This window comes from Pseudomonas sp. QTF5 (assembly GCF_000512695.2).
GTDB lineage: Bacteria > Pseudomonadota > Gammaproteobacteria > Pseudomonadales > Pseudomonadaceae > Aquipseudomonas.
The window spans coordinates 47,266-67,992 of sequence record NZ_AZRW02000017.1 but is presented as its reverse complement, the minus strand read 5'-3'; the positions used below and the strand labels follow the sequence as shown (position 1 = coordinate 67,992).

22 protein-coding genes and 2 pseudogenes are annotated in these 20,727 nt (G+C 57.8%); 9 read left to right on the top strand and 15 right to left on the bottom strand.

Annotated elements, in window-relative coordinates:
* Positions 1 to 86 precede the first annotated feature (86 nt).
* The 5 genes from IC37_RS15380 to IC37_RS15360 all read right to left on the bottom strand — a co-directional run bounded on the left by IC37_RS15380 (position 87) and on the right by IC37_RS15360 (position 3,260).
* Complete coding sequence (locus IC37_RS15380) at positions 87 to 491, bottom strand: response regulator (protein ID WP_030132307.1); 405 nt, start codon at positions 489 to 491, stop codon at positions 87 to 89.
* A 170-nt stretch (positions 492 to 661) separates the two neighbouring features.
* Positions 662 to 1,993 (bottom strand): deoxyguanosinetriphosphate triphosphohydrolase, encoded by a 1,332-nt coding sequence (locus IC37_RS15375; RefSeq protein WP_030132306.1) that lies wholly within the window; start codon positions 1,991 to 1,993, stop codon positions 662 to 664.
* 223 nt (positions 1,994 to 2,216) lie between these two features.
* Complete coding sequence (locus IC37_RS15370) at positions 2,217 to 2,558, bottom strand: hypothetical protein (RefSeq protein ID WP_030132305.1); 342 nt, start codon at positions 2,556 to 2,558, stop codon at positions 2,217 to 2,219.
* A complete protein-coding gene (locus tag IC37_RS15365; protein ID WP_030132304.1) occupies positions 2,555 to 2,944 on the bottom strand; it encodes a phage holin family protein in 390 nt (129 codons plus the stop codon). The genes IC37_RS15370 and IC37_RS15365 overlap by 4 nt, the downstream gene beginning before the upstream one ends.
* Before the next feature lies 1 nt (position 2,945).
* Positions 2,946 to 3,260, bottom strand: a complete 315-nt coding sequence (locus tag IC37_RS15360; protein WP_008009371.1) for a YqjD family protein — start codon at positions 3,258 to 3,260, stop codon at positions 2,946 to 2,948.
* 304 nt (positions 3,261 to 3,564) lie between these two features.
* Between IC37_RS15360 and IC37_RS15355 the strand changes: the two genes are divergently transcribed.
* Positions 3,565 to 4,773, top strand: a complete 1,209-nt coding sequence (locus tag IC37_RS15355; protein WP_030132303.1) for an ammonium transporter — start codon at positions 3,565 to 3,567, stop codon at positions 4,771 to 4,773.
* Position 4,774: 1 nt separating this feature from the next.
* Here the strand turns inward: IC37_RS15355 and IC37_RS15350 are convergent.
* Positions 4,775 to 6,486: pseudogene (locus tag IC37_RS15350) on the bottom strand (cation:proton antiporter).
* 209 nt (positions 6,487 to 6,695) lie between these two features.
* Between IC37_RS15350 and IC37_RS15345 the strand changes: the two are divergent.
* The 3 genes from IC37_RS15345 (at position 6,696) to IC37_RS15335 (ending at position 8,380) form a co-directional block, all read left to right on the top strand.
* Positions 6,696 to 6,932: a glutaredoxin family protein gene (locus IC37_RS15345; RefSeq protein ID WP_030132301.1), complete on the top strand. Its 237-nt coding sequence runs from the start codon at positions 6,696 to 6,698 to the stop codon at positions 6,930 to 6,932.
* Positions 6,933 to 7,096: 164 nt separating this feature from the next.
* Positions 7,097 to 7,417 carry a hypothetical protein gene (locus tag IC37_RS15340; RefSeq protein WP_007895054.1) on the top strand — a complete coding sequence of 107 codons (321 nt, stop codon included), beginning with the start codon at positions 7,097 to 7,099 and terminating at the stop codon, positions 7,415 to 7,417.
* A gap of 72 nt (positions 7,418 to 7,489) precedes the next feature.
* The gene (locus IC37_RS15335) at positions 7,490 to 8,380 is read left to right on the top strand and encodes a pseudouridine synthase (RefSeq protein ID WP_030132300.1); all 891 of its coding nucleotides are present in this window, start codon (positions 7,490 to 7,492) and stop codon (positions 8,378 to 8,380) included.
* A gap of 90 nt (positions 8,381 to 8,470) precedes the next feature.
* Here IC37_RS15335 and IC37_RS15330 read toward each other — a convergent pair whose 3' ends face one another.
* Together IC37_RS15330 and mobA are read right to left on the bottom strand one after the other, a co-directional pair.
* Positions 8,471 to 8,692, bottom strand: a complete 222-nt coding sequence (locus tag IC37_RS15330) for a YgdI/YgdR family lipoprotein (protein ID WP_007895056.1) — start codon at positions 8,690 to 8,692, stop codon at positions 8,471 to 8,473.
* Between the two features lie 76 nt (positions 8,693 to 8,768).
* Positions 8,769 to 9,371 carry a molybdenum cofactor guanylyltransferase MobA gene (mobA, locus tag IC37_RS15325; RefSeq protein ID WP_030132299.1) on the bottom strand — a complete coding sequence of 201 codons (603 nt, stop codon included), beginning with the start codon at positions 9,369 to 9,371 and terminating at the stop codon, positions 8,769 to 8,771.
* 81 nt (positions 9,372 to 9,452) lie between these two features.
* Between mobA and moaB the strand changes: the two genes are divergently transcribed.
* Both moaB and glp read left to right on the top strand, forming a co-directional pair.
* Positions 9,453 to 9,992, top strand: a complete 540-nt coding sequence (gene moaB / locus IC37_RS15320; protein WP_030132298.1) for a molybdenum cofactor biosynthesis protein B — start codon at positions 9,453 to 9,455, stop codon at positions 9,990 to 9,992.
* A 22-nt stretch (positions 9,993 to 10,014) separates the two neighbouring features.
* Positions 10,015 to 11,202, top strand: coding sequence for a gephyrin-like molybdotransferase Glp (gene glp, locus IC37_RS15315; RefSeq protein WP_371916328.1), 1,188 nt, complete (start codon positions 10,015 to 10,017; stop codon positions 11,200 to 11,202).
* A gap of 64 nt (positions 11,203 to 11,266) precedes the next feature.
* Here glp and IC37_RS15310 read toward each other — a convergent pair whose 3' ends face one another.
* Positions 11,267 to 11,575, bottom strand: coding sequence for a hypothetical protein (locus IC37_RS15310; RefSeq protein WP_030132296.1), 309 nt, complete (start codon positions 11,573 to 11,575; stop codon positions 11,267 to 11,269).
* Between the two features lie 322 nt (positions 11,576 to 11,897).
* Here IC37_RS15310 and yegS point away from each other — a divergent pair, with 322 nt between their 5' ends.
* A complete protein-coding gene (gene yegS / locus IC37_RS15305; RefSeq protein ID WP_030132295.1) occupies positions 11,898 to 12,815 on the top strand; it encodes a lipid kinase YegS in 918 nt (305 codons plus the stop codon).
* Here the strand turns inward: yegS and IC37_RS15300 are convergent.
* From IC37_RS15300 to IC37_RS15290, 3 genes and pseudogenes are all read right to left on the bottom strand, one after another.
* Positions 12,799 to 13,458 (bottom strand): response regulator transcription factor, encoded by a 660-nt coding sequence (locus IC37_RS15300; protein WP_030132294.1) that lies wholly within the window; start codon positions 13,456 to 13,458, stop codon positions 12,799 to 12,801. The two genes, yegS and IC37_RS15300, sit on opposite strands and share 17 nt — an antisense overlap.
* Positions 13,455 to 14,348 (bottom strand): sensor histidine kinase, encoded by an 894-nt coding sequence (locus IC37_RS15295; RefSeq protein WP_030132293.1) that lies wholly within the window; start codon positions 14,346 to 14,348, stop codon positions 13,455 to 13,457. Before IC37_RS15295 ends, IC37_RS15300 begins: the two co-directional genes overlap by 4 nt.
* 457 nt (positions 14,349 to 14,805) lie before the next feature.
* Positions 14,806 to 15,276, bottom strand: a pseudogene (locus IC37_RS15290) (hypothetical protein).
* A gap of 463 nt (positions 15,277 to 15,739) precedes the next feature.
* Here IC37_RS15290 and IC37_RS15285 point away from each other — a divergent pair.
* Entirely contained in the window at positions 15,740 to 16,675 is a 936-nt protein-coding gene (locus IC37_RS15285) for a chemotaxis protein CheV (protein ID WP_030132292.1), read from the top strand.
* A 124-nt stretch (positions 16,676 to 16,799) separates the two neighbouring features.
* On the top strand, positions 16,800 to 17,606 hold the full coding sequence (locus IC37_RS15280) for an MOSC domain-containing protein (protein WP_030132291.1): 807 nt from the start codon (positions 16,800 to 16,802) through the stop codon (positions 17,604 to 17,606).
* 74 nt (positions 17,607 to 17,680) lie between these two features.
* Here the strand turns inward: IC37_RS15280 and IC37_RS15275 are convergent, their stop codons facing one another.
* From IC37_RS15275 to IC37_RS15265, 3 genes are all read right to left on the bottom strand, one after another.
* Positions 17,681 to 17,965, bottom strand: a complete 285-nt coding sequence (locus IC37_RS15275; RefSeq protein ID WP_007895072.1) for a pyrimidine/purine nucleoside phosphorylase — start codon at positions 17,963 to 17,965, stop codon at positions 17,681 to 17,683.
* A 74-nt stretch (positions 17,966 to 18,039) separates the two neighbouring features.
* Positions 18,040 to 18,588 carry an exonuclease domain-containing protein gene (locus IC37_RS15270; RefSeq protein ID WP_030132290.1) on the bottom strand — a complete coding sequence of 183 codons (549 nt, stop codon included), beginning with the start codon at positions 18,586 to 18,588 and terminating at the stop codon, positions 18,040 to 18,042.
* Between the two features lie 71 nt (positions 18,589 to 18,659).
* Complete coding sequence (locus IC37_RS15265; protein ID WP_030132289.1) at positions 18,660 to 20,621, bottom strand: acetyl/propionyl/methylcrotonyl-CoA carboxylase subunit alpha; 1,962 nt, start codon at positions 20,619 to 20,621, stop codon at positions 18,660 to 18,662.
* Positions 20,622 to 20,727: the final 106 nt, after the last annotated feature.

Genomic DNA, 20,727 nt, shown 5'->3' with positions numbered 1-20,727 from the left:
GAGTAATCAAGAGGTTGAAAGCGTTGAGTTAGAGGTTTGAATCTATGCGTTGATCATTGTTTTAGTGTGTTTGGGTTTTTGCGTTTTTATAGTAAAGCCAAGGTCAATAAGTTTCTGAAGTCTGATTGTTTCAATGGCTTGATCAAGTAACCGAGCAAGGGTAGTCGATGTTCGTAAGCCATTACTTTAAGTTTGTCCAGTTCGTCGGATGTCAGGCTGCTCAGAAGTATTGCCTGTCTGATCATCCCCCGGCGACTGGCGTATTCGATCAAATCAATGCCTGGAAGGTCGGGCAGGCATTGATCGCACAGAAGAATATCGAATGGTTGCGCAGCGTTGAGCATATGTTGCAAAGCGCTTTCGGCACTGTCAGTAGCGGTCAGTTGGGTGAAGCCATAACTCTCCAGCAGGTATTGAGTCGCTCGTAGCTGAAAGGGATGATCTTCCACCAGCAAGATGCGCCAATCATGTTTGAACATAGGAGTTTTCATGCGTCATCTGTCGAGCCGGGGAATGTGATTATTGCGCGAGACGGTCGAACAATCGATCAGTCAGCTCTGCACAGGGTGTAGGGCGATTCTGTCGACGTTGAAATACAGATGAATGTCGAGGAGTTCGATCAGCCGTTCAGCGTTCTCTGGCACGGCTGATCGATACATTTTTATCGGTGGCTTGAACGACCGGTCATTTCCAGCGCCATTTCACCGGCATAGCTGTCGGTCATACCGGCGATGAAATCAATCATGCGCAAGAAGGAGGTGTGTAAAGGGCCATGAGGATCGGGCGCATTGTTGCCCAACAGGTCGAGTATGCGGCGGTTCTTGAAGGAGGGCGTACGGCCGTTGTGCTGTTCCAGTGCCGCGCCGCAAAAGGCGTTGAGCAGGATTTCCAGGGTGGTGTAGGCGCCTATTTCGTGGAGTGTCTTGCGCTTGTCCTGGAAGATTTTTTTGCGCGCCATGTCCTTGGCATTCAAGACGCAGCGTTTGGCGGGGCCATGCATGTGTTCCACCAGATCGCCAGGCAGCGTGCCGGCCAGCAGCGCATCCTGTTGCTCAACGAACGCTCGGGCTGCTGCGTTGGTCAGGTGTTCGATGGCTTTGCCCCGCAAAATCGCCAGCTTACGTCGACGCGAATCCTGTGGACCGAGCTGGCGATAGGTTTCCGGGAGATCGTCGCCCACCAGGTCCAGCAGCAGGGATTCGACTTCGGCATACTCCAACAGCTCCATTTCCAGGCCATCTTCCAGATCGATCAGCGCGTAGCAGATATCGTCGGCGGCCTCCATCAGGTACACCAGCGGATGGCGCGCCCAGCGCTGTTCGTCCAGCTGGGGCAGGCCGAGTTTATGAGCGATCTGTTCCAATAGCGGCAGTTCGCTCTGGTAGCAGCCGAACTTGTGCTTCTTGTAGCCCAGTGAGTCGGCGTGTCGAGCAGTCCACGGGTATTTCAGGTAGGTGCCCAGCGTGGCGTAGGTCAGCCGGGTTCCCCCTTCGAACTGGTGGTATTCAAGCTGGGTAAGCACCCGGAAACCTTGGGCATTGCCTTCGAAATTGAGGAAGTCATTGCGTTCGGTTTCGCTCATGGCATCCAGCCAGCCACGACCTGCGGCCTGCTGGAACCAGTGGCGGATGGCGTCTTCACCGGAATGACCGAAGGGCGGATTACCGATGTCATGGGCCAGGCAAGCTGATTGCACCACCATTCCCAGGTCGCTCGGTTCGCACCAGTCGGGCAGGGCGCTACGGATGGTTTCACCGACACGCATGCCCAGCGAACGGCCGACACAGCTGACTTCCAGCGAGTGGGTCAGGCGCGTGTGGATGTGATCGTTGCTGGAGACCGGATGGACCTGGGTCTTGCGTCCGAGACGACGAAACGCGCCCGAGAAAATGATGCGGTCGTGGTCTTTATGGAAAGGGCTGCGGCCGAGTTCTTCCGGGCTGTGCACAGGCTTTCCGAGGCGTTCGCGGGTGAGCAGGGTTTGCCAATCCAAGGCTGGTTTCTCCGTCAGGTGACTGATCCCCTAGCTTCCGGGTTCGCGCTGATACCTGCAAGGAGAACTACAACCCTGCGGCACTGATATCAATGAGCAGCAGTCGCTTGCCGTAAGGTTTTGTTCCGGGTAAACCTGGACACCAGGCAGGCACGCAGGATCAACCTCTGGTTAAAGAGGTCAATCCCGCAGGTATAGCAAGAATGCAGCCAGACAGGGCTGATTAAGGTTTGCGCGAAGCGCTTTGCATAATCAGCTTGATCAGTGGCCCCAGCGTGACGCCCAGGCGAGCCAGCCGAGTCAGGCTGCCGATACCGCCACCCTTGGCACCCTTGCCGGTCAGAAAGCCCAACCCGATCACGGCCGCGATGCCCCAGAGCGGGGCGTGTTTGATGCCGAGGCCATCTTGCAGGTTTTGCGTCATGCCACGCACCCGTTGCAGGGGGTGCAGCAGGTGTTGGGATTCGTGGCGAATTTCCTGGCGATGCATTTCCATACGCAGGCGAATCAGCGCCTTGCGCATTTCCGTGCGCGAGCTGTTGCGGGGAAGTTCAGACATGCTCATGGCAACAGACGCTCCCGATCATTGGTCAACTCTTCCAGGGTGCCATGGAAGGGCGAGGATTCATCGAAAATCGCTGCTCTCAAGCGCATCGCACAGAACAACGCTGCGAGGGTATAGAACACACAGAGCCCGATGATTGCTGCCAGGCGATAGGTGTCCCAAAACAGGATCAACACCAGCGTCGACAAGCCCACCAGCAATAACAAGGCAAAGACCAGCGTCAAGCCTGCAAACAGCAACAGGCTTACGGTGCGTGCTTTTTGTTCCTGCAATTCAATGCCGAACAGTTCGACATGACTGTGCAGCAGTCCAAGAAACGCGGCACCGAGGCGCCGCGGTGATGAGCCGGTGCCCGTCGCGGACGGGCCGGATTCGCCGATCGCCATATCAGCGCCGAGTGGCTAGCAGGCCGATCAGAAAACCCACGCCAGCCGCGATTCCGACCGATTGCCATGGATTGGCCTGGACGTAATCTTCCGTGGCGGTGACAGCGGCTTTGCCGCGCTCGCGCACAGAGTCTTCGGTCAATCTCAGGGTTTCCCGCGCGCGCAGCAGACTGTCATGGATCTGCTGGCGCAATTCATCGGCTTGATCGCCAGCCAGGGATTTGGTGTGTTCCAGCAACCTTTCGGTGTCGGTGACCAGCGTCTGAAAATCTTCCATCAGAACTTCTTGAGCAGTCTTTGCTGTGGTGCGTGCCATTGGTGATCTCCGTGAGTGGCTTCTGAAGCGTTCGAGTATGAGCCTTGCGTGAAGGTTCAGTACAAATGACTGGTACAACTTTTGCTGTGTCGTGGTGCGTCAGCCTGCGCCATTGCGCTGTTGCTGGGCATGATTTCAGGAAAACCTTAACTCAAATAATCAAAACTCGCGCAAAGGCTCCGTTCTTGTGCGCCAAAGCGGTTCATCCGGATCAACGCTTCAGTCTGGATAAGCTGCAACTTGGTGCGCGAGCCATCTGCGCGAACTGCTTTGGTGCTTTTTCAGCCTTCAGGTCTGCCAATCCATGGAAAATCTGCAAAGTGCTGTGGACAGTCTGGTCCATAGCTCCAACACGTTGTTCATCCTTATCGGTGCGGTCATGGTTCTGGCCATGCACGCCGGTTTCGCCTTTCTCGAGGTGGGTACGGTTCGACAAAAGAACCAGGTCAACGCCTTGTCGAAGATCCTCAGCGACTTCGCCATTTCGACCCTGGCCTACTTCTTTATAGGCTATTGGATTTCCTACGGGGTCACTTTCATGCAGCCGGCGGCGGTGATCACTGCCGATCATGGCTATGGGCTGGTGAAATTTTTCTTTTTGTTGACCTTTGCTGCGGCGATACCGGCAATCATTTCCGGAGGCATCGCCGAGCGCGCCCGGTTCGCCCCTCAGTTGTGTGCGACGGCGCTGATCGTGGCATTTATCTATCCCTTCTTCGAAGGCATGATCTGGAATGGCAACTTTGGTCTGCAAGCCTGGTTGCTGGAACGCTTCGGCGCCAGCTTCCATGACTTCGCAGGCTCTGTGGTGGTTCACGCCATGGGCGGCTGGCTGGCACTCGCGGCGGTGTTGTTGCTCGGGCCAAGGCAAGGTCGCTATCGCGACGGACGACTGGTGGCATTCGCGCCGTCGAGCATTCCCTTTCTCGCGTTGGGTTCGTGGATTTTGATCGTCGGCTGGTTCGGCTTCAACGTGATGAGCGCCCAGACGCTGCAAGGGGTCAGCGGGCTCGTGGCGGTGAACTCGCTGATGGCCATGGTCGGCGGCACCGTGGCGGCGTTGATCATCGGGCGCAATGACCCGGGCTTTCTGCATAACGGCCCATTGGCCGGACTGGTGGCGATCTGCGCCGGCTCGGATCTGATGCACCCGATCGGCGCATTGGTGACCGGAGCCATCGCCGGGGCACTGTTTGTCTGGTGCTTTACCGCCGCCCAAGGCAAATGGCATATCGACGATGTGCTGGGCGTCTGGCCTTTGCATGGACTGTGTGGTGTCTGGGGCGGAATCGCTTGTGGCATCTTCGGTCAAACCGCCTTGGGTGGTTTGGGGGGCGTGAGCCTGATCAGTCAGTTGATCGGCACTGCTCTGGGGGTGATCGTAGCGCTGGCCGGCGGTTTTGCGGTGTACGGCGCGATCAAGACGTTCCATGGTCTGCGCTTGAGCCAGGAAGAGGAATATCACGGCGCGGACTTGTCGGTGCACAAGATCGGTGCCGTGAGTCAGGATTGAATCACCGTTCCTCATCGTCAGCGCCGGGGTAAAAACCGTGCAGCAGGCGATAGCGGTCACGCCGTACCTGGTCGACCCGGTCTCGCACCTGCTGGCCGGGTATGCCCAGCATGATCAGCGCGTGGGAGGCGAGCATCAGGCTCGACTCCAGCAACTCGGGTACGACTTCGCTGGCGCCCGCCGCCTTCAACTCGGCCAACTGACTGTCGTCCCGTGTGCGCACCAGGATCGACACGCTAGGGTTGAACCGGCGTGCCTCCTTGAGTATCAACAGTGCGATGTCCGTCTTGTCCACGGCGACCACCAGCAGTCTGGCGCGTTCCAGCCCTATCGCGACCAGCAGCTCGCCGCGACGTGAGTCGCCGTAATGAACACAGCTGTCATTGACCGCTGCTTCCTGAACCCGCACCGGGTCGGTATCCAGCGCAATGTAAGGCTGATCTACATTACGCAGGACGCGCCCGATGGACTGGCCTACGCGGCCGTAGCCACAAATCACTACGTGATTGTGCAAGCCAGCGTTGAGCGCGCTGATTTCTTCGAGCTCGGCTTCTTCGTTGGGCTTGTGGTGCAAACGTGTGGCGATGTGGGGAGCGGCGCGCAGCAGTAAAGGCGTCACCAGCATCGAGCAGAACGTGGCGGCCAGCAGCAGGCCACCGAAGTCGGCGGGCATCAGTTTGTTCTGCTGCATCTGCGTCATCAGGGCAAAGCAGAATTCGCCCCCTTGAGCCAATGCCAGGCCGCTGCGCCAGGCGGTTTCGACATCGCTGCCGCGCCATTTGACCAGCAGCGCGACCACGGTGCCTTTGATTAGCAGCAACCCCAGCGTCAGACCGAGAATCAGCAGGCCGTGGCTGGCAAACAAGCGCAAGTCGATCAGCATGCCGATGCTGACGAAGAACACCCCGAGCAGAATGTCGCGGAACGGACGGATGTCCGCCTCGATCTGATGCCGGTAGTGGCTTTCCCCCAGTAGCATGCCGGCGAGAAAGGCGCCCAGGGCTGGAGAGAGGCCGAGCAGGTGAGTCAGCCAGGCCGTCAGCAGAACGATCACCAGCGCCAACAGCACGAACAGCTCCGCGGACCGGGACGCGGCGACTTCATGAAACAGGCGTGGCAGAAACCAGCGACTGACCAGCAGCAGCCCGACGAACAGCACCATGGTCTTGCCCAGAGTCAATGGCAGAGCCCAATACCAAACCTGGTCGCTGGTGCCGGCGAACACCGGCACCAGGGTCAGTAGCAACACCGCGACCACGTCCTGGAACAACAGCACGGCGATGGCATTCTGGCCGTGGCGGCTGAAAAGCTCACCGAGGCTGCTCAACTCCTTGCTGACAATGGCGGTGGACGACAGCGCCAAACCGGCACCGAGTAACAGTGCAGGTATGGTTGGCATGCCAAACAGCATCAGCACCCCCCCAGCACTATCCCGGAAAACAGCACTTGCAGGCTGCCCAGGCCAAAAACCACTTGGCGCAGTGCGAGCATTTTCGACAGGGAAAACTCAAGCCCGAGGGAGAACAGCAAGAACACCACGCCCAACTCGGCAAGGTCGGGCAACTCTTCGCTTTCATTCACCCAGTTGAACGCGGTCGGCCCGATCATCAGCCCTACGCACAGGTAGCCCAGCACCGGTGGCAAGCGCAGGCGCTGGAACAGTGCAATCACCACCAGAGAGGAGGTGAAGATGATCAACAGATTGGCGAACACAAAAAACTCCGGTGAGGGTTCTGACTACTCAAGCGTAGAGGCAAAAAAGACGCGAGCATCGCGCAAATGACAGTTGAGGCGAATGATGTGCGTCAGGAGTTTGCCGAAATCTCTTGAAATCAGCCATTGCTCAGACAGATCGGGCATCGGCTCGACTGCTTTTGATAGCGGGCCTAGAATGAGCGCTTACTTCGTTTGGTCTTGTCGTCATGCCTCCTGAATGTCAGCTGTTCGGCACCGTTGGTTGCCATCTCTGTGAACTCGCCGAAGCCATGCTGATGGAATTTGTCGAGCGTGGTCTGTTGGTGGAGCTGGTGGATATCGCTGACGATGAAACCTGGTTCGAAGCTTACAGTCTGCGTATTCCGGTGTTACGACGGGTCGATACCGGCGCTGAGCTGGGCTGGCCGTTCGGTGCCGATGAAGTGGTGGCGTTCCTGCGGTAGGAGGGACGGTGACGGTGTTCCCGCGTGTCGAACTTTATGATTGATACCTTGGCTTAACCGATGTTATTCGGATACTGTATGCGTATACAGTTATTCGTGATGCTGCCTTGCCGCCGCTGGTTTTCGGGTTTGAGCAGGCAAGTCGGGTGCAAGAGGGATGAATCATGGTCAATGTCGAACAATTGAAGAACAGCGTGAACCGGATGTCGGCGGACGTGGTGCGCGAGGCCGTCCTCGAATTGCGTCTGGATGGCTTGGTCACGGAGGGGAAAACGCCCTTCAACAAATTGCATTTCAATACCTGTTTCGCCGAAATCGAAGCCTTGTTCCAGCGTGCGGGCTATCACCGACAACTGGATGTCGTGGGTTATCAGGGGTTGTTGTATGCGCTTTATGATCCGGGGCGCTGGGAAGCGGTCGATGTGCTGCGCTGGCTCAAGGAGTTCACCGAAGCGGCCGCTCGAACACAGTCGATACCGGCCTGAGGATTCTCTTCTAGGTTCGTTCCGGCCACTGTTGGATAATGCCGCTCTGTATTGAGGGTTAGAGCTTTTCGTATGTCCACTTCATCTTTTTCTGCTGCACACAACCAGGCCAGCACGCTCTATCTGCCGCCTGGGCCGTGGCAGACCGTACTCGATTGCCTGTGCGAACACTTCAGCGCCATCGGTCGTGAACAATGGCTGGACAGAATTGCGCGCGGTCGTGTCCTCGATGGGCAAGGCCTGCCGATCGCCCTGGATCTGCCTTATAAGGAAGGTCTGAGGATTCATTATTTCCGTGAAGTACCGGACGAAAAACCGATCCCGGTGGTGGAGTCGATCCTCTACGCCGACGAGCATCTGGTGGTGGCGGACAAACCGCACTTTCTCCCTGTGACGCCGGCGGGTGAATACGTTGAGCAGACATTGCTACGGCGCCTGATCCGTCGCCTGGATAACCCGCACTTGGTGCCTTTGCATCGGATCGACCGGCATACGGCGGGGCTGGTACTGTTTTCAGCCAACCCTCAGAGTCGGTCGGCGTATCAATCCTTGTTTCCTGCACGCCAGATCGAAAAGCGCTATGAGGCAATCGCCCGGGCATTGCCAGAACACTCCTTTCCGCTGGTCCATAAAAGTCGACTTATCGATGGCGAGCCGTTTTTTCGCATGCAAGAAGGTCCGGGCCTCAGCAACACCGAGACGGCTGTCGAGGTCAGGGAAAAAAATGGTGAACTCTGGCGGTATGCTCTGTACCCGGTGACGGGCAAGAAACATCAGTTGCGAGTTCACATGACAGCTCTGGGGGCCAGCATCTGCAATGATCCGTTCTATCCGCAGGTGCTCAAGGACGTTGAAGATGACTATGCCAACCCCTTGAAGCTGTTGGCCCAAGGGCTGCGATTTGTCGATCCGGTCACGGGGCAGGAAAGAGAATTCGAAAGCACTATCACCTTGCAGTGGTGATCACAGGTCTAACGACTCTGCTTTTCTTCAGCCACGAAAAAGCCCGCTTTATAAAGCGGGCTTTTCTGTATCCGGTTGTCGCCGCAAAGATTACAGATCTTTAACGGTACGGACCTGATCTTTATTGACGCGGGTGTGCTTGCCATCCAGTTGTTCGAATTCGTAAAAGCCCGATTCTTCATCGTACTTAGGCGCGTCGACAGCCTGGATTTCTCGACCGTCATTCAAGGTGATCACTGTAGGCGATGCGCAACCGGCGAGGGTCGCAAGGCCCAGTGCGAGCATGAAAGTGGCGAGGGTCCGTTGGGTCATGGGTGTGTCTCCGAATGGGAATTCTTTTGGTTGCCGAGCTTGAGACGTGTACAACGCACGCAAGTTCCTTCGCATGTCAGTCTGACACAGTGTGGTGTGTGCCTAACAGTTCCGGCGTATTGAGATTGGCCAGGCGAGGGTCGTTGTCCGGGCATTGCAGGGCTGTGGCGCCCAGCTTGCGCATAAGGCGACCCGGGCTGCGCTCGCCTTCGTTCCAGGCGGTCTCGAAAGCCGCTGAAAGCGCGACAGGAATGATGCACAGCAAGGGTTCCCAATGTTCGCCATGGCGCAGCATCAACGGTTTGTCCGGATGCTGTCCGGCGGTTTCACGCATGTTCTGGAGCAGCGCGGCATCGATGCGTGGTACATCGCAGGGCAGCACCAGTAAGTGAGTGTGGCGGGCGGCTTTCAAGCCTGCGCGAATACCGGCCAATGGTCCTGGAAAGTCGCCTTCGTCGTCATGGACCAACTGATCCGCATAAGGCGCATATTTTTCCAGGTTTCTGTTGCAGGAGATGATCAGGTCATCACTCAGCGGGCGCGTCTTGCGGTGCAGATGGGCGATCAGCGGTTCGCCGTGCCAATCCAGCAACCCCTTGTCCTGACCGCCCATGCGTTGGCCACGGCCGCCGGCCAGGAGCAGAATGGAGCAAGGCGGCAGAGGTGTATTCGAGGTCATCGCACTTCTCCATGGGGGCGGCGAAAAAATGAGGCGCTGTGATATAACACCGGGCTGTTTCTCCTACAACTGGACGAGCCTATGAAAGCCAAGGCTGATGTACCTTTCGCACCGCTCAATATCGCGGTGCTGACTGTCAGCGATACCCGTACCCTGGAAACCGATACCTCAGGCCAGGTCTTCGTCGACCGTTTGAGCGCTGCCGGTCATAACCTGGCGGCCCGTGTACTGCTTAAAGATGACCTCTACAAAATTCGCGCGCAAGTCGCCAGCTGGATTGCCGATGAGGTCGTGCAAGTGGTGTTGATCACCGGCGGTACCGGGTTCACCGGTCGCGACAGCACGCCCGAAGCCGTGAGTTGCCTGCTGGATAAGCAAGTCGATGGTTTTGGTGAATTGTTCCGGCAGATATCGGTCGCGGATATTGGCACCTCGACGGTTCAGTCCCGGGCCTTGGCCGGTCTGGCCAATGGCACGCTGGTGTGCTGTTTACCCGGCTCGACCAATGCGGTGCGCACCGGTTGGGATGGCATTCTCGCCGAGCAACTGGATTCGCGTCACCGTCCGTGCAATTTCGTGGCCCATCTGAAACAGGCGGCACCCTGTGAATCCCGCGGGTAAGCCAGGCAAGACTGGCAACCTGATGGCTGTCGAGGAAGCACTGGCGCGTTTACTGGAAATGGCCGACGCCTCGAAGATTGATGAACACGAACGCTTGCCGTTGGTGCAGGTTCAGGGGCGTGTACTGGCCACTGACCTGGTCTCGACACTTGATTTGCCGCCTTGGCCCAACAGTGCCATGGACGGTTATGCCTTGCACCTGGCCGACTGGACGGGAGAGCCGTTGGTGGTCAGTCAGAAGATTTTTGCAGGCCAGGCCCCGGAGCCCTTGAAGCCGGGTACCTGTGCGCGGATCTTCACCGGCGCGCCTGTGCCCGCAGGTGCCGACTGTGTCGAGATGCAAGAGAACGCCGAGGTTCAGGCGGATGAGCGGGTACGTTTCACCGAGACCATGACCCCAGGACAGAACATCCGTCCACAAGGTCAGGAAGCCACCGTCGGTGAGCTGATCTTGCCCGCGGGAACGCGTTTGGGGCCTATCGAGCAGGGGCTGGCGGCGTCGCTGGGATGCGCTGAGCTGGAGGTGGTTCGCAAGGTTCGTGTTGCGGTTTTGTCTACCGGTGATGAGCTGATTGAGCCAGGCAAGGCCCTTGGGCCGGGACAGATCTATAACAGTAATCGAGTATTGCTCTGCAGCTGGTTACAGCGCTTGGGGTGTGAGGTGATCGATGCCGGGATTCTTCCCGATGATTTAGCGACCACTCGTGCCCGCCTTGGCGAGTTGAAGGATGTCGACCTGATTCTCTCGACCGGCGGTGTATCGGTGGGAGAGGCCGACTTTCTGGGCATTGCCTTGCGGGAAGAGGGCGAATTGACTCTGTGGAAGCTTGCCATCAAACCAGGCAAACCACTGACGTTCGGGCATTTTCGTGGCGTGCCTGTGATTGGTTTACCCGGCAATCCGGCGTCGACACTGGTGACTTTTGCTCTGTTGGCTAGGCCCTACCTTTTGCGCCGCCAAGGCGTCAAAGAGGTTGAGCCCCTGAAGTTTCAGGTGCCGGCAGGGTTTGTCTGGCCAAAGGCCGGTAACCGACGTGAGTACTTGCGCGGACGTCTGGAGAATGGCCGGGCAATCATCTACAGGAATCAGAGTTCTGGCGTACTGCGCAGTGCAGCCTGGGCTGACGGCCTGGTTGAAGTGCTGGAGGGCCGTACGCTGATCGAGGGTGATTGGGTGAGCTTCATCCCGCTGAGTGAAGTCTTGAGCTGAGTTGGCGCTGGTTTTGCCACGCAAGCCCGGGTCATCGCCTTGGGCTTGCATGCATGACCATTCCTTAATGTGCCAGAAGTGTCACGACCTGGTCGAAGCGGCTGTTGGCGATCCAGGCCAGAAGTCCCAGGATCACGGCTGTTCCGCCAGCTGAATAGGCAAGCCTGTGTTTGATGGATTTGACGTCATCCCGGACTTCATCCATGTCTCTTCGGATGTACTTGAGGTGTGCTTCCAGTTCAATGATGCGAGGTTCCATATCGACTTCTCCGGCGGGCTTTGCGCTGTTTTTGAGTTCAGCCTGATGATTGGCGCGATTTTCTGCGAACGGCGCGACCGGAGTTACCGGTAGTCTGAGTTCATTGTTTTGCATGGAGGAGTTGGCTCCTTGCGTTAAACCATTCAAGTGGTCGATACCATTGCTTGCGCTTTTTGAGGTTCCTGAGGGGGTTCTATTCATTGTTTTTCACGTCCCTGTGTCCAATTAACGGGTGATGACTGATAACCGAGACACAACGGTGTACCAATTGCCCAGGTGGGTCAATTGAGCCGATTCCTCACGTTTTGTAAGAAAAAACACCACTCTGTAGGACTCACGTTTCCTTCCCCTGGAAATAATTCAAATTCTTGCGACTTTTATAAGGGGCTGCGAGGTCAACATATCCCATGAGATTGCGGATTCGGGAGTGGCAAAAATGAGTGAGCGCAAGGCGCTGTTGATTCTGCATGGCAAGCAGGCCCCCAATGAGGAGGTCCGTGCAGCTGTCGAAGGCAAGCGCCAGCAGGGCTGGGAACTGGCTGTTCGACTGACTTGGGAGGCCGGTGATGCGCAGCGGTTGGTAGAAGAAGCGCTGGCGGCAGGCTATACACAGCTGATTGCCGGCGGCGGTGATGGGACCTTGCGTGATATTGCCGAAGCCATGGCGGCGCATTCGACGCAGGCCAGTCTGGTGCTTTTGCCCTTGGGCACCGCCAACGATTTTGCCCGCGCTGCCGGTGTGCCTCTGGAGCCCGCTCAGGCGTTGGACCTTCTGGAGACTGCCCCGCGAGCCATTGATCTGGGAGAAGTCGGCGGGCAAGTTTTCCTGAACATGGCCACGGGCGGCTTTGGCAGTCAGGTCACGGCCAACACCTCCGAGGATCTGAAAAAAATTCTCGGAGGCGCCGCTTATCTCTTCACGGGTTTATCGCGCTTCAGTGAGTTGCATGCGGCCTATGGCGAGTTGCAGGGGCCGGATTTTCACTGGAGCGGCGAATTGTTGGCATTGGGTATTGGCAATGGCCGTCAGGCTGGCGGTGGTCATGTGTTGTGCCCACAGGCGCTGGCTGACGATGGCCTGCTGGATATCAGCATTTTGCCCGCGCCACAGGAGGTGGTCAGTACCTTGAAAGACCTGCTGACCGATGGCTTCGGAATCGACAACATGTTTGTGCGAGCTCGCTTGCCATGGGTCGAGATCAAAGTCTCGGAGGGGCTTTATATCAACCTTGATGGTGAACCTCTGGAGGGCGATAGTCTGCGTTTCTCGGCGCGTCCGGCGGCATTGCGTGTGCATTTGCCCGAGGGTTCGCCGCTGCTGAGCGTCTCGAATCCGGCTAATCGTCCAGACTGATGATTTGCTCGCGTACGGCGAACAGCACCAGGCCGGCCACATCGTAGATCTGCAAGCGTTTCATGATTTGCGAGCGGTGGGTTTCGACGGTCTTGATGCTCAGGCCCAGGCCATTGGCGATTTCCCGGGTGGATTTTCCGCGGACAATCAGTCGCAGGATTTCCAGCTGACGTGCCGTCAGGTTGTGCGAGTCCTGGGTTTGCGCCTGATTTTTCTGGTGTCGGGTCAGCGCCTGGTTGATGACGGTATGAGCAATGGCCGGGCTCAGGTAGCGTTCGTTATTGCGCAAGGCATCCAGCGCATGCTCGAGTTCGCTGGCCGTGGTGTCCTTGAGCAGGTAGCCATGAGCCCCTGATTCCAATGCCTGCATGATGAGCGCCGGGTCGGTGTGCATCGACAAGATGAGCACTTTGCACTGCGGGCGTACTCTTTTGAGTCGCTGCAAGGCTTCAAGGCCATCGGTTTGCTTCATGGAAATATCCAGCAGAATGATGTCCGGGGATAGCAGCTCGACCATCTCGACCAACTGCGAGCCATCATTGGCCTCCCCGATTACCGCATAGCCGGGAATATCCAGCACCAGAGCGCGCACGCCAGCCCTGATAAGCGAGTGGTCGTCCACCAGAAGTAAGTTACAAGTCAATGCATAACCTTATTCGTACTGGCCCGTTCCAGCGCACGCGGCGCCCAGGGGAAGAGTGCTTCTATTTGAGTGCCTTTGCCCGGTTCGCTGGTCACGGTCAGTGTGCCACCCAAATGATCGATCCGTTCCGACATCCCGGCCATTCCGCGTTGCCCCTCGCGTGCGGGATCTGCCGCGGGTGAGAAACCCAGGCCGTCATCGCTGATCAACAGCGTCAGGCCCTGGGGCAGGCGTTGCAGGCGGACTAACAGATTACTGGCCTCGGCGTGACGCAGTATATTGGTAATCGCTTCTTGAGTGATTCGAAAAGCCGCCACTGCCATTTCTTCCGGAATGCCTGTCAAGCGTTGATGGCATTCCAGGCTCCAGTGCACGGAGGTATTGGCCAGGGTCCTGAGCAAATGCGCACGCAAACTGGCTTCCAGCCCGAGACTGGCCAGTTGCCGCGGATTCAGGATGGCCGAAACGTCACGAACCTTGGTCAGGGTTTCGTCCAGCGTATCGCAGAGTACCGAACACTGCCCCTGCAGTTCTTCGGGCAATCGTCGTTTGAGCCATTCACTTTGAAGTTTGGCGGCGGTCAGCAATTGACCGATGTCATCATGCAACTCACGACTGAGCCGGTGGCGTTCGTTTTCCTGCACTTGCAGCAGACGGTCAGCCAGTTCTTGAGGTTGAAACTTTATCGATTTTCGCGAGAGGCGATGTCCCACCCAGACACAGGTCAACGCCGCACTATTGAGTGCCAGCAAACTCACCGGCAGAGGCATGGACAGACTGTAGACCAGCAGGCTGCCGAGCGCCGAGCAGATGCACAGTAAAAGCGTGAACCGGCGCGCGTTTTTTCGGGAAGGCGGCCAAAGGGTAATTGACTTGAGGCTGGCGTACATAGCGGATGGAGCCAATGGATGTTCGCTGCGGGCAGACCGGCCATAAGGGCTGACGGGTCTCTGGGTGGAAATCTGTTGTGAAGTCGCCTTCAAATGGCTGCGGTGCAGTGCTCGAAATTACAGCCTTCAATGTGCTCGTGTGGAATCACTCTGTCATTAATTGACGTCAACTAATGGTCGGCATAATACCACTTAAGATACCGTTGGTCGCGTTCGGTATATAGCGCTACACAGACAGGAATATAGTTTTTGGACAATAGTTCCATAATGGAAAAGGCGTCGAATTTTTATCGTGAAAAGATAGCGATTACCTGACAGTACTATCTGAGGTCGAGTCAGGGGGTATTTGTTCAGAGCTGTCATCGACGGGTATGAAATATTCAATTGCGACGAGCGCATCAAATTACGGCGGGCGTCATGGCAATAAAAAGCGCAATACGGCTAGAAGCTGGTGATTTTAAGCTGGTCGTTCCGAGAACGAAACGAGCCTGAACGGTCTGGAGTGGCTGGGCGGCTGAAACTGACTTTACCCCACTTGAAACGCAAATGCTTCAATTAGCGAGGTCTGTTCACTGTCATCGAGACCGAGTTGGCCGGTAGTCTGATCGATGAGTTCGAGTTGCCAGGCCAGTAATGTGAAGCAGTCCTTGAGTGCATCCAGGGCTTGATCGTGCAGGTCGATGTGGTTCTGCGCGTGGCTCAGCAATCCATGAATATGCAGCGAGAACTCCGAGACCGCCGCCAATGCCAGGGCATCGGCCTTGCTGGACAGCTTGAGAAGGGTGCTGAGCATGCAATCGATGGCGTCCTTGTCATTGCTGATCAGTTGCAAATGACTCAGGCATTCCTCGGATTTGGTCAAGAGTGTTTCAGCCTCGACGAGAAACTCTGGAAATCGTTGAGCCCACTCTTTGGTGTCGTTCGGCATGTTTATCTCCACAACGTCATGTCAGATAAGGGAATGTCGTGTATGCCGATGGGAACCCTACGTGTCCCGGCGCTGCCATGCCCTTGTGAGATCGCGCTCTGGCAGGTTTGAGCGCCGACAGGGAACTCGAGAGGTTGGATGGCCACTGACCTGCGATTGCACACAAAAGCCTGACTCCATTCATGCAATGAGAATGGCGTCACATTAATGGCTATTGGATATTGCGAATATCAGGTTGGGCCTGATTGTTACTAGGGGAATCCCTTACGCAGGGGAACCTTACGTGCAAACCGAGGTCGCGCGGCAGGGAATGAAGCAGATGAAAATCACGGAGCCAGTAAAGCATGATGTTAATGTGGCATCAATGCTTGGTCGTGGCATTTTGTCTGGGAGTCAAGATCCGGCAAAAACAGCCGATAACTCCCTTTAGTGAATTCATCAGAACAAGCCCAGGAGTCATTAAATGGCCGGCATTCTCGACACGGTAGACCAACGCACGCAACTGGTGGGTGAGAATCGCCTGGAAATTCTCATGTTTCGGCTGGCCGGACGGCAATTGTTCGCGATCAATGTCTTCAAGGTCCAGGAAGTGCTGCAGCTGCCGAAGCTGACACTGATGCCGCAACGCCATCCCTTTGTTTGCGGTGTGGTCAACCTGCGTGGCCAGACGTTGCCGGTGATCGACCTGTCCCAGGCAATCGGTATGCGCCCGCTGGTACCAAGCCCTACCAGTACCATCATCGTCACCGAGTACAACCGCTCGGTGCAGGCGTTTTTGGTCGGTGGCGTGGACCGCATCGTCAACATGAACTGGGAAGCCATTCTGCCGCCGCCGACCAGTGCCGGTCGCCAGCATTACCTGACCGCCATCAGCAAGGTCGATGACCAGTTGGTGGAAATCATCGACGTTGAAAAAGTCCTGGCTGAAATCGTTCCGTACAACGCCAAGGTATCGCGCGACAAACTCGACGATCCGGTTCTGGAGCGCGCCCGTGGCCGTGAAGTGCTGCTGGTGGATGACTCGAACGTGGCCCTGTCGCAATTGCGCGACACCTTGGGGCAACTGGGCGTGAAGATGCACATTGCCAGCGATGGCTTGAAGGCGCTGAACATGCTCAAGGCCTGGGCTGATACGGGCGAAGTCATGACTGACAAGCTGCTGATGATCTTCACCGATGCGGAAATGCCGGAAATGGACGGCTATCGCCTTACCACCGAAATCCGTAACGACCCCCGTTTGCGCGGCCTGTATGTGGTCTTGCACACCTCGCTGTCGGGCAGCTTCAACGACTCGATGGTGAAGAAGGTTGGCTGCGACAATTTCCTCTCCAAGTTCCAGCCCGACAAACTCGTCGACGTGGTGCGCCAGCGCTTGATGCTCGACGCAGTACCGGCCTGAAATGGGCAAGTCGGATCGCCGCACCGCTGGCTCCTACGAAAAGCGGGCAAGCCCTCTCCATAGGCCTTTGATTCGGTAATCAAGCTCGTATAGGGTGGCGGTTTTATCCACCAGGGAGCTGGCCATGCTGCGTCTGAGCGCGCTTTATCGTTATCCGTTGAAATCCGGCAAGGGCGAGACCCTCAATCAGGTCAGCCTGGACAAGCTGGGACTGGACGGCGATCGACGCTGGATGCTGGTGGACGAGGCCAGCGGGCGCTTTCTGACCCAGCGCGCGGTCGCGAAAATGAGTCAGCTGTCGGCGTTGTGGAATGCCGACGGCGGCTTGACCCTCAGTGCCCCGGACCATTCACCGATCGATATTGTGTTGCCTGACGGCGATGCCGATCTGCGTGGCGTGACCATCTGGCGCGACACCTTGCGCGTTCCCGATGCGGGCGATGCGGCGGGTGCCTGGGTCAGTGAGTTCATCGGCAAGCCGACGCGCCTGGTGCAAGTGCCGCTTGATCGCGCGCGAACCACCCAGGCCGGCTATGGCAAGGACGATGATCAAGTGGCTTTTGCCGACGGCTTTCCGTTGTTGCTGATTGGCCAGGCGTCGCTGGAAGACTTGTCGAGCAAGGTCGGGCGGCCACTGGAAATGTTGCGTTTCCGGCCCAATCTGGTGATCGAGGGCAGTGAAGCGTATGCCGAAGATAGCTGGAAGCGCATCCGCATTGGCGACGTCGAGTTCCGTGTAGTCAAATCCTGTTCACGCTGCATTCTGACCACCATCGACCCGCAAACCGGTGTACGCAGCGAAGATCGTGAACCATTGGCCACCTTGCAGAAATACCGCACCGAGGCCGACGGCGCGATGTTCGGTCAGAACCTGGTCAACGACGGCAATGGCCGGCTTGAAGTCGGCATGCCGGTGACGATCCTCGAATAAAAGCCCTTCAAAATGAAAAAATGCCCGTGTCCTTGGACATGGGCATTTTTTTGTCGCAGTGAAAACCCAGGGGTTTAGCCGCGGTATTCGCACAGGTAAGCGGTGTCGACGGCCACTTTCAGCTGGAATTTGCTGTTGGCGGGCACGTTGAACTGGCTGCCGGCGGCGAAGGTTTCCCAGGTGTCGCTGTCAGGCAGTTTGACGGTCAGGGCGCCGGACACCACGTGCATGATTTCACGTTGGCTGGTGCCGAATTCGTATTCGCCCGGTGCCATGACGCCGATGGTCGCCGGACCTTCAGCGGTGCCAAAGGCGATCGACTTGACGGTGCCGTCGAAGTACTCGTTGACTTTAAACATGGGCGGTTCCTCGAAAAGGGCTAAAAAGGGCCGGCCAGTATGCACAAGGTGTCGATAGGCGTCACCTCCTGCACTCAAGGATTAGCGGGGAAAATCAGCGGTAACAAACGCGCAGTATTGCGCGCGTCTTCCAGTGCCCGATGCTGCTGGCCGTTGAACTGCAGGCCCGCCAGTTGCAGGGCTCCATTGAGGTTCAGCGGGCGCTCGAGCCGACAAGCCTTGGCGAAGCGTTGCTTGAGGTTCATGTGCGGCACCCGGCTCAGGGCGCTGTCGAGTTGCAGGCGCTGCCAGTCCTGAAGCAGTTGTTTGCGGTCGTAATCGCCCCAACTGGCCCAGCCTTCCAGGCGCGCGTGATGTTGGCCGAGCCAGCGTTCGAACAACGGCCAAATGTCGGTGAGCGGCTGTGCGGCATCGATATTCGCCTGGGTGATGTGGGTCAGCTCCCGGCAAAACGGCGTCAGCAAGGGCCGGCGCAACGGGCGCACGAAGCGCTGGAAGTGATCCAGTTCCTGGCCCTTGCGGTCCACGAGGGTGGCACCGATTTCGATGATTTCCATTTCTGTTACTGGCCAGCCACCCTCATCGGTGGTGGCTTCCAGATCAATGACCAACCAGTGAGGCATCGCAGGGTTCCTGGTATCCGCGTCCTGATAGGGCTTGAGCGTAGCCAAACCCGGCGGATCCGCCTAGCGGCTTATTCGACCTCCAACAAAATCTGACGATTTTTTACCTGATCGCCGACTCTGACCTGCAAGCGTTTGAGCACGCCGTCGATACCCGATTTGAGCGGATGCTCCATTTTCATCGCTTCGAGCACCACCAGCAGCTGGCCTTTGCTGACCGGGCTGCCCTCACTGACCAATACATCGACGATCGCCCCGTCCATCGGCGCCTTGAGCGTGCCGGAGCTGACACTAACCTGTCCACTGACCAGCGCCTGAGTCCCATCCACCAGCCGCAGGCTGCCGGGGCGCATGAACAACCAGAGTTGCCCGGCTTCGAGGCGGTAGGCATGGCGTTGGCGGATGCCGTCGAGTTCCAGGGTAGCCCAGCGTCCGTCGCACCCGATGACCTTCAGTTCGAGGGCGCGAGTGCCAACCCGAGCACGGTAGGGTTTGCCAGGTTCAGCGTTCAATTCCACCGGCCAAGCCTGATCCTCCAGGCCGATTCGGTAGTGCAAAGGCACACTGGCGTTGTTGCGCCAACCGGCCAGCGGGGCGCGATGAGTCTGTGCTGAAGCTTGATAAAACAGCGCCGCGGCGATGGCCAGTTCTTCGGCGCTCGGCACGTGGGGATGCAGGCAAGGATGATCGGCGAAGTACGTGGGGATGAACCCGGTGCTGAACTCGCCGCTGATGAACTGTGGATGTTCCAGCAGGCTGGCGAGCAAGCGCTGATTGCTTTGCACGCCCAACAGCACGCTGTCTTGTACCGCCCGCAGCAACTTGCGCCGGGCTTCTTCGCGGGTGGCACCGTGGGCGATGAGCTTGCCCAGCAGCGGGTCATAGAACGGGCTGACAGACTGGCCGTCGATCAGGCCATGGTCGATCCGCACGCTGCCCAGCAACGCAGGCTCCCAGGCTGCGATTCGCCCGGTTTGCGGCAGAAATCCCTGGGCTGGATCTTCGGCGTACAGGCGCACCTCCATGGCATGCCCGTTGAGCTGCACCTGCTCCTGTCGCAACGGCAATGGCAGCCCTTCGGCAACGTGTAACTGCCAGGCCACAAGATCGAGGCCGGTGATCAGTTCGGTCACCGGGTGTTCTACTTGCAGCCGGGTGTTCATCTCCAGAAAGTAAAACTGCCCGCGAGCATCCAGCAGGAATTCCACGGTGCCAGCGCCGACGTAATTCACCGCGCGACCCGCCTTGAGCGCTGCCTCGCCCATGGCCTGGCGCAAATCGGTGGTCATTATCGGGCAGGGCGCTTCTTCGATGATTTTCTGGTGGCGGCGCTGGATCGAACAGTCGCGCTCACCGAGGTAGATCAGGTTGCCGTGCTGATCGCCGAACACCTGAACCTCGACGTGACGCGGGTCGATCAAGGCTTGCTCGAGGATCAGTTCGTCGCTGCCAAACCCGTGCAGCGCTTCGGAACGCGCAGTGCGGAGTTGCTCCAGCAACTCGGCGGCACTGTGCACCAGGCGCATGCCACGACCGCCACCGCCGGCGCTGGCCTTGATCATCAGCGGGTAGCCGATGCGCGCGGCTTCGCGGCTCAGGGTCGCGTCGTCCTGTTCTCTGCCCTGATAGCCTTTGATGCAGGGCACGCCCGCCTTGATCATGGCGAGTTTCGACAGACGTTTGCTGCCCATCAGCTCAATAGCCTCGGGGCTGGGGCCGATGAAGATGATGCCAGCCTGTTGGCAGGTGAGGGCGAATTCTGCGTTTTCCGAGAGGAAGCCGTAACCGGGGTGGATCGCATCGGCACCGGTGCGCCGGGCGGCGTCGATGATTGCCGGGATGTTCAGATAAGACTGCTTCACCGGGGCCGGGCCGATGTTCACGGCTTCGTCGGCCATCTGCACATGCAATGCATCGGCGTCGGTATCGCTGAACACGGCGACGGTGCGGTAGCCCAGCGCTTGCGCGGTGCGCTGGATGCGGCAGGCGATTTCACCGCGGTTGGCGATCAGGATTTTGCTGAAGGCGGGCATGGGTTGTTCCCTTGGTTTTTGCGGTGAATGTGATGGCCTCTTCGCGAGCAAGCCCGCTCCCACATTGGATCTCCAGGGTGTCCAGGATTGAATGACCACTGATGAA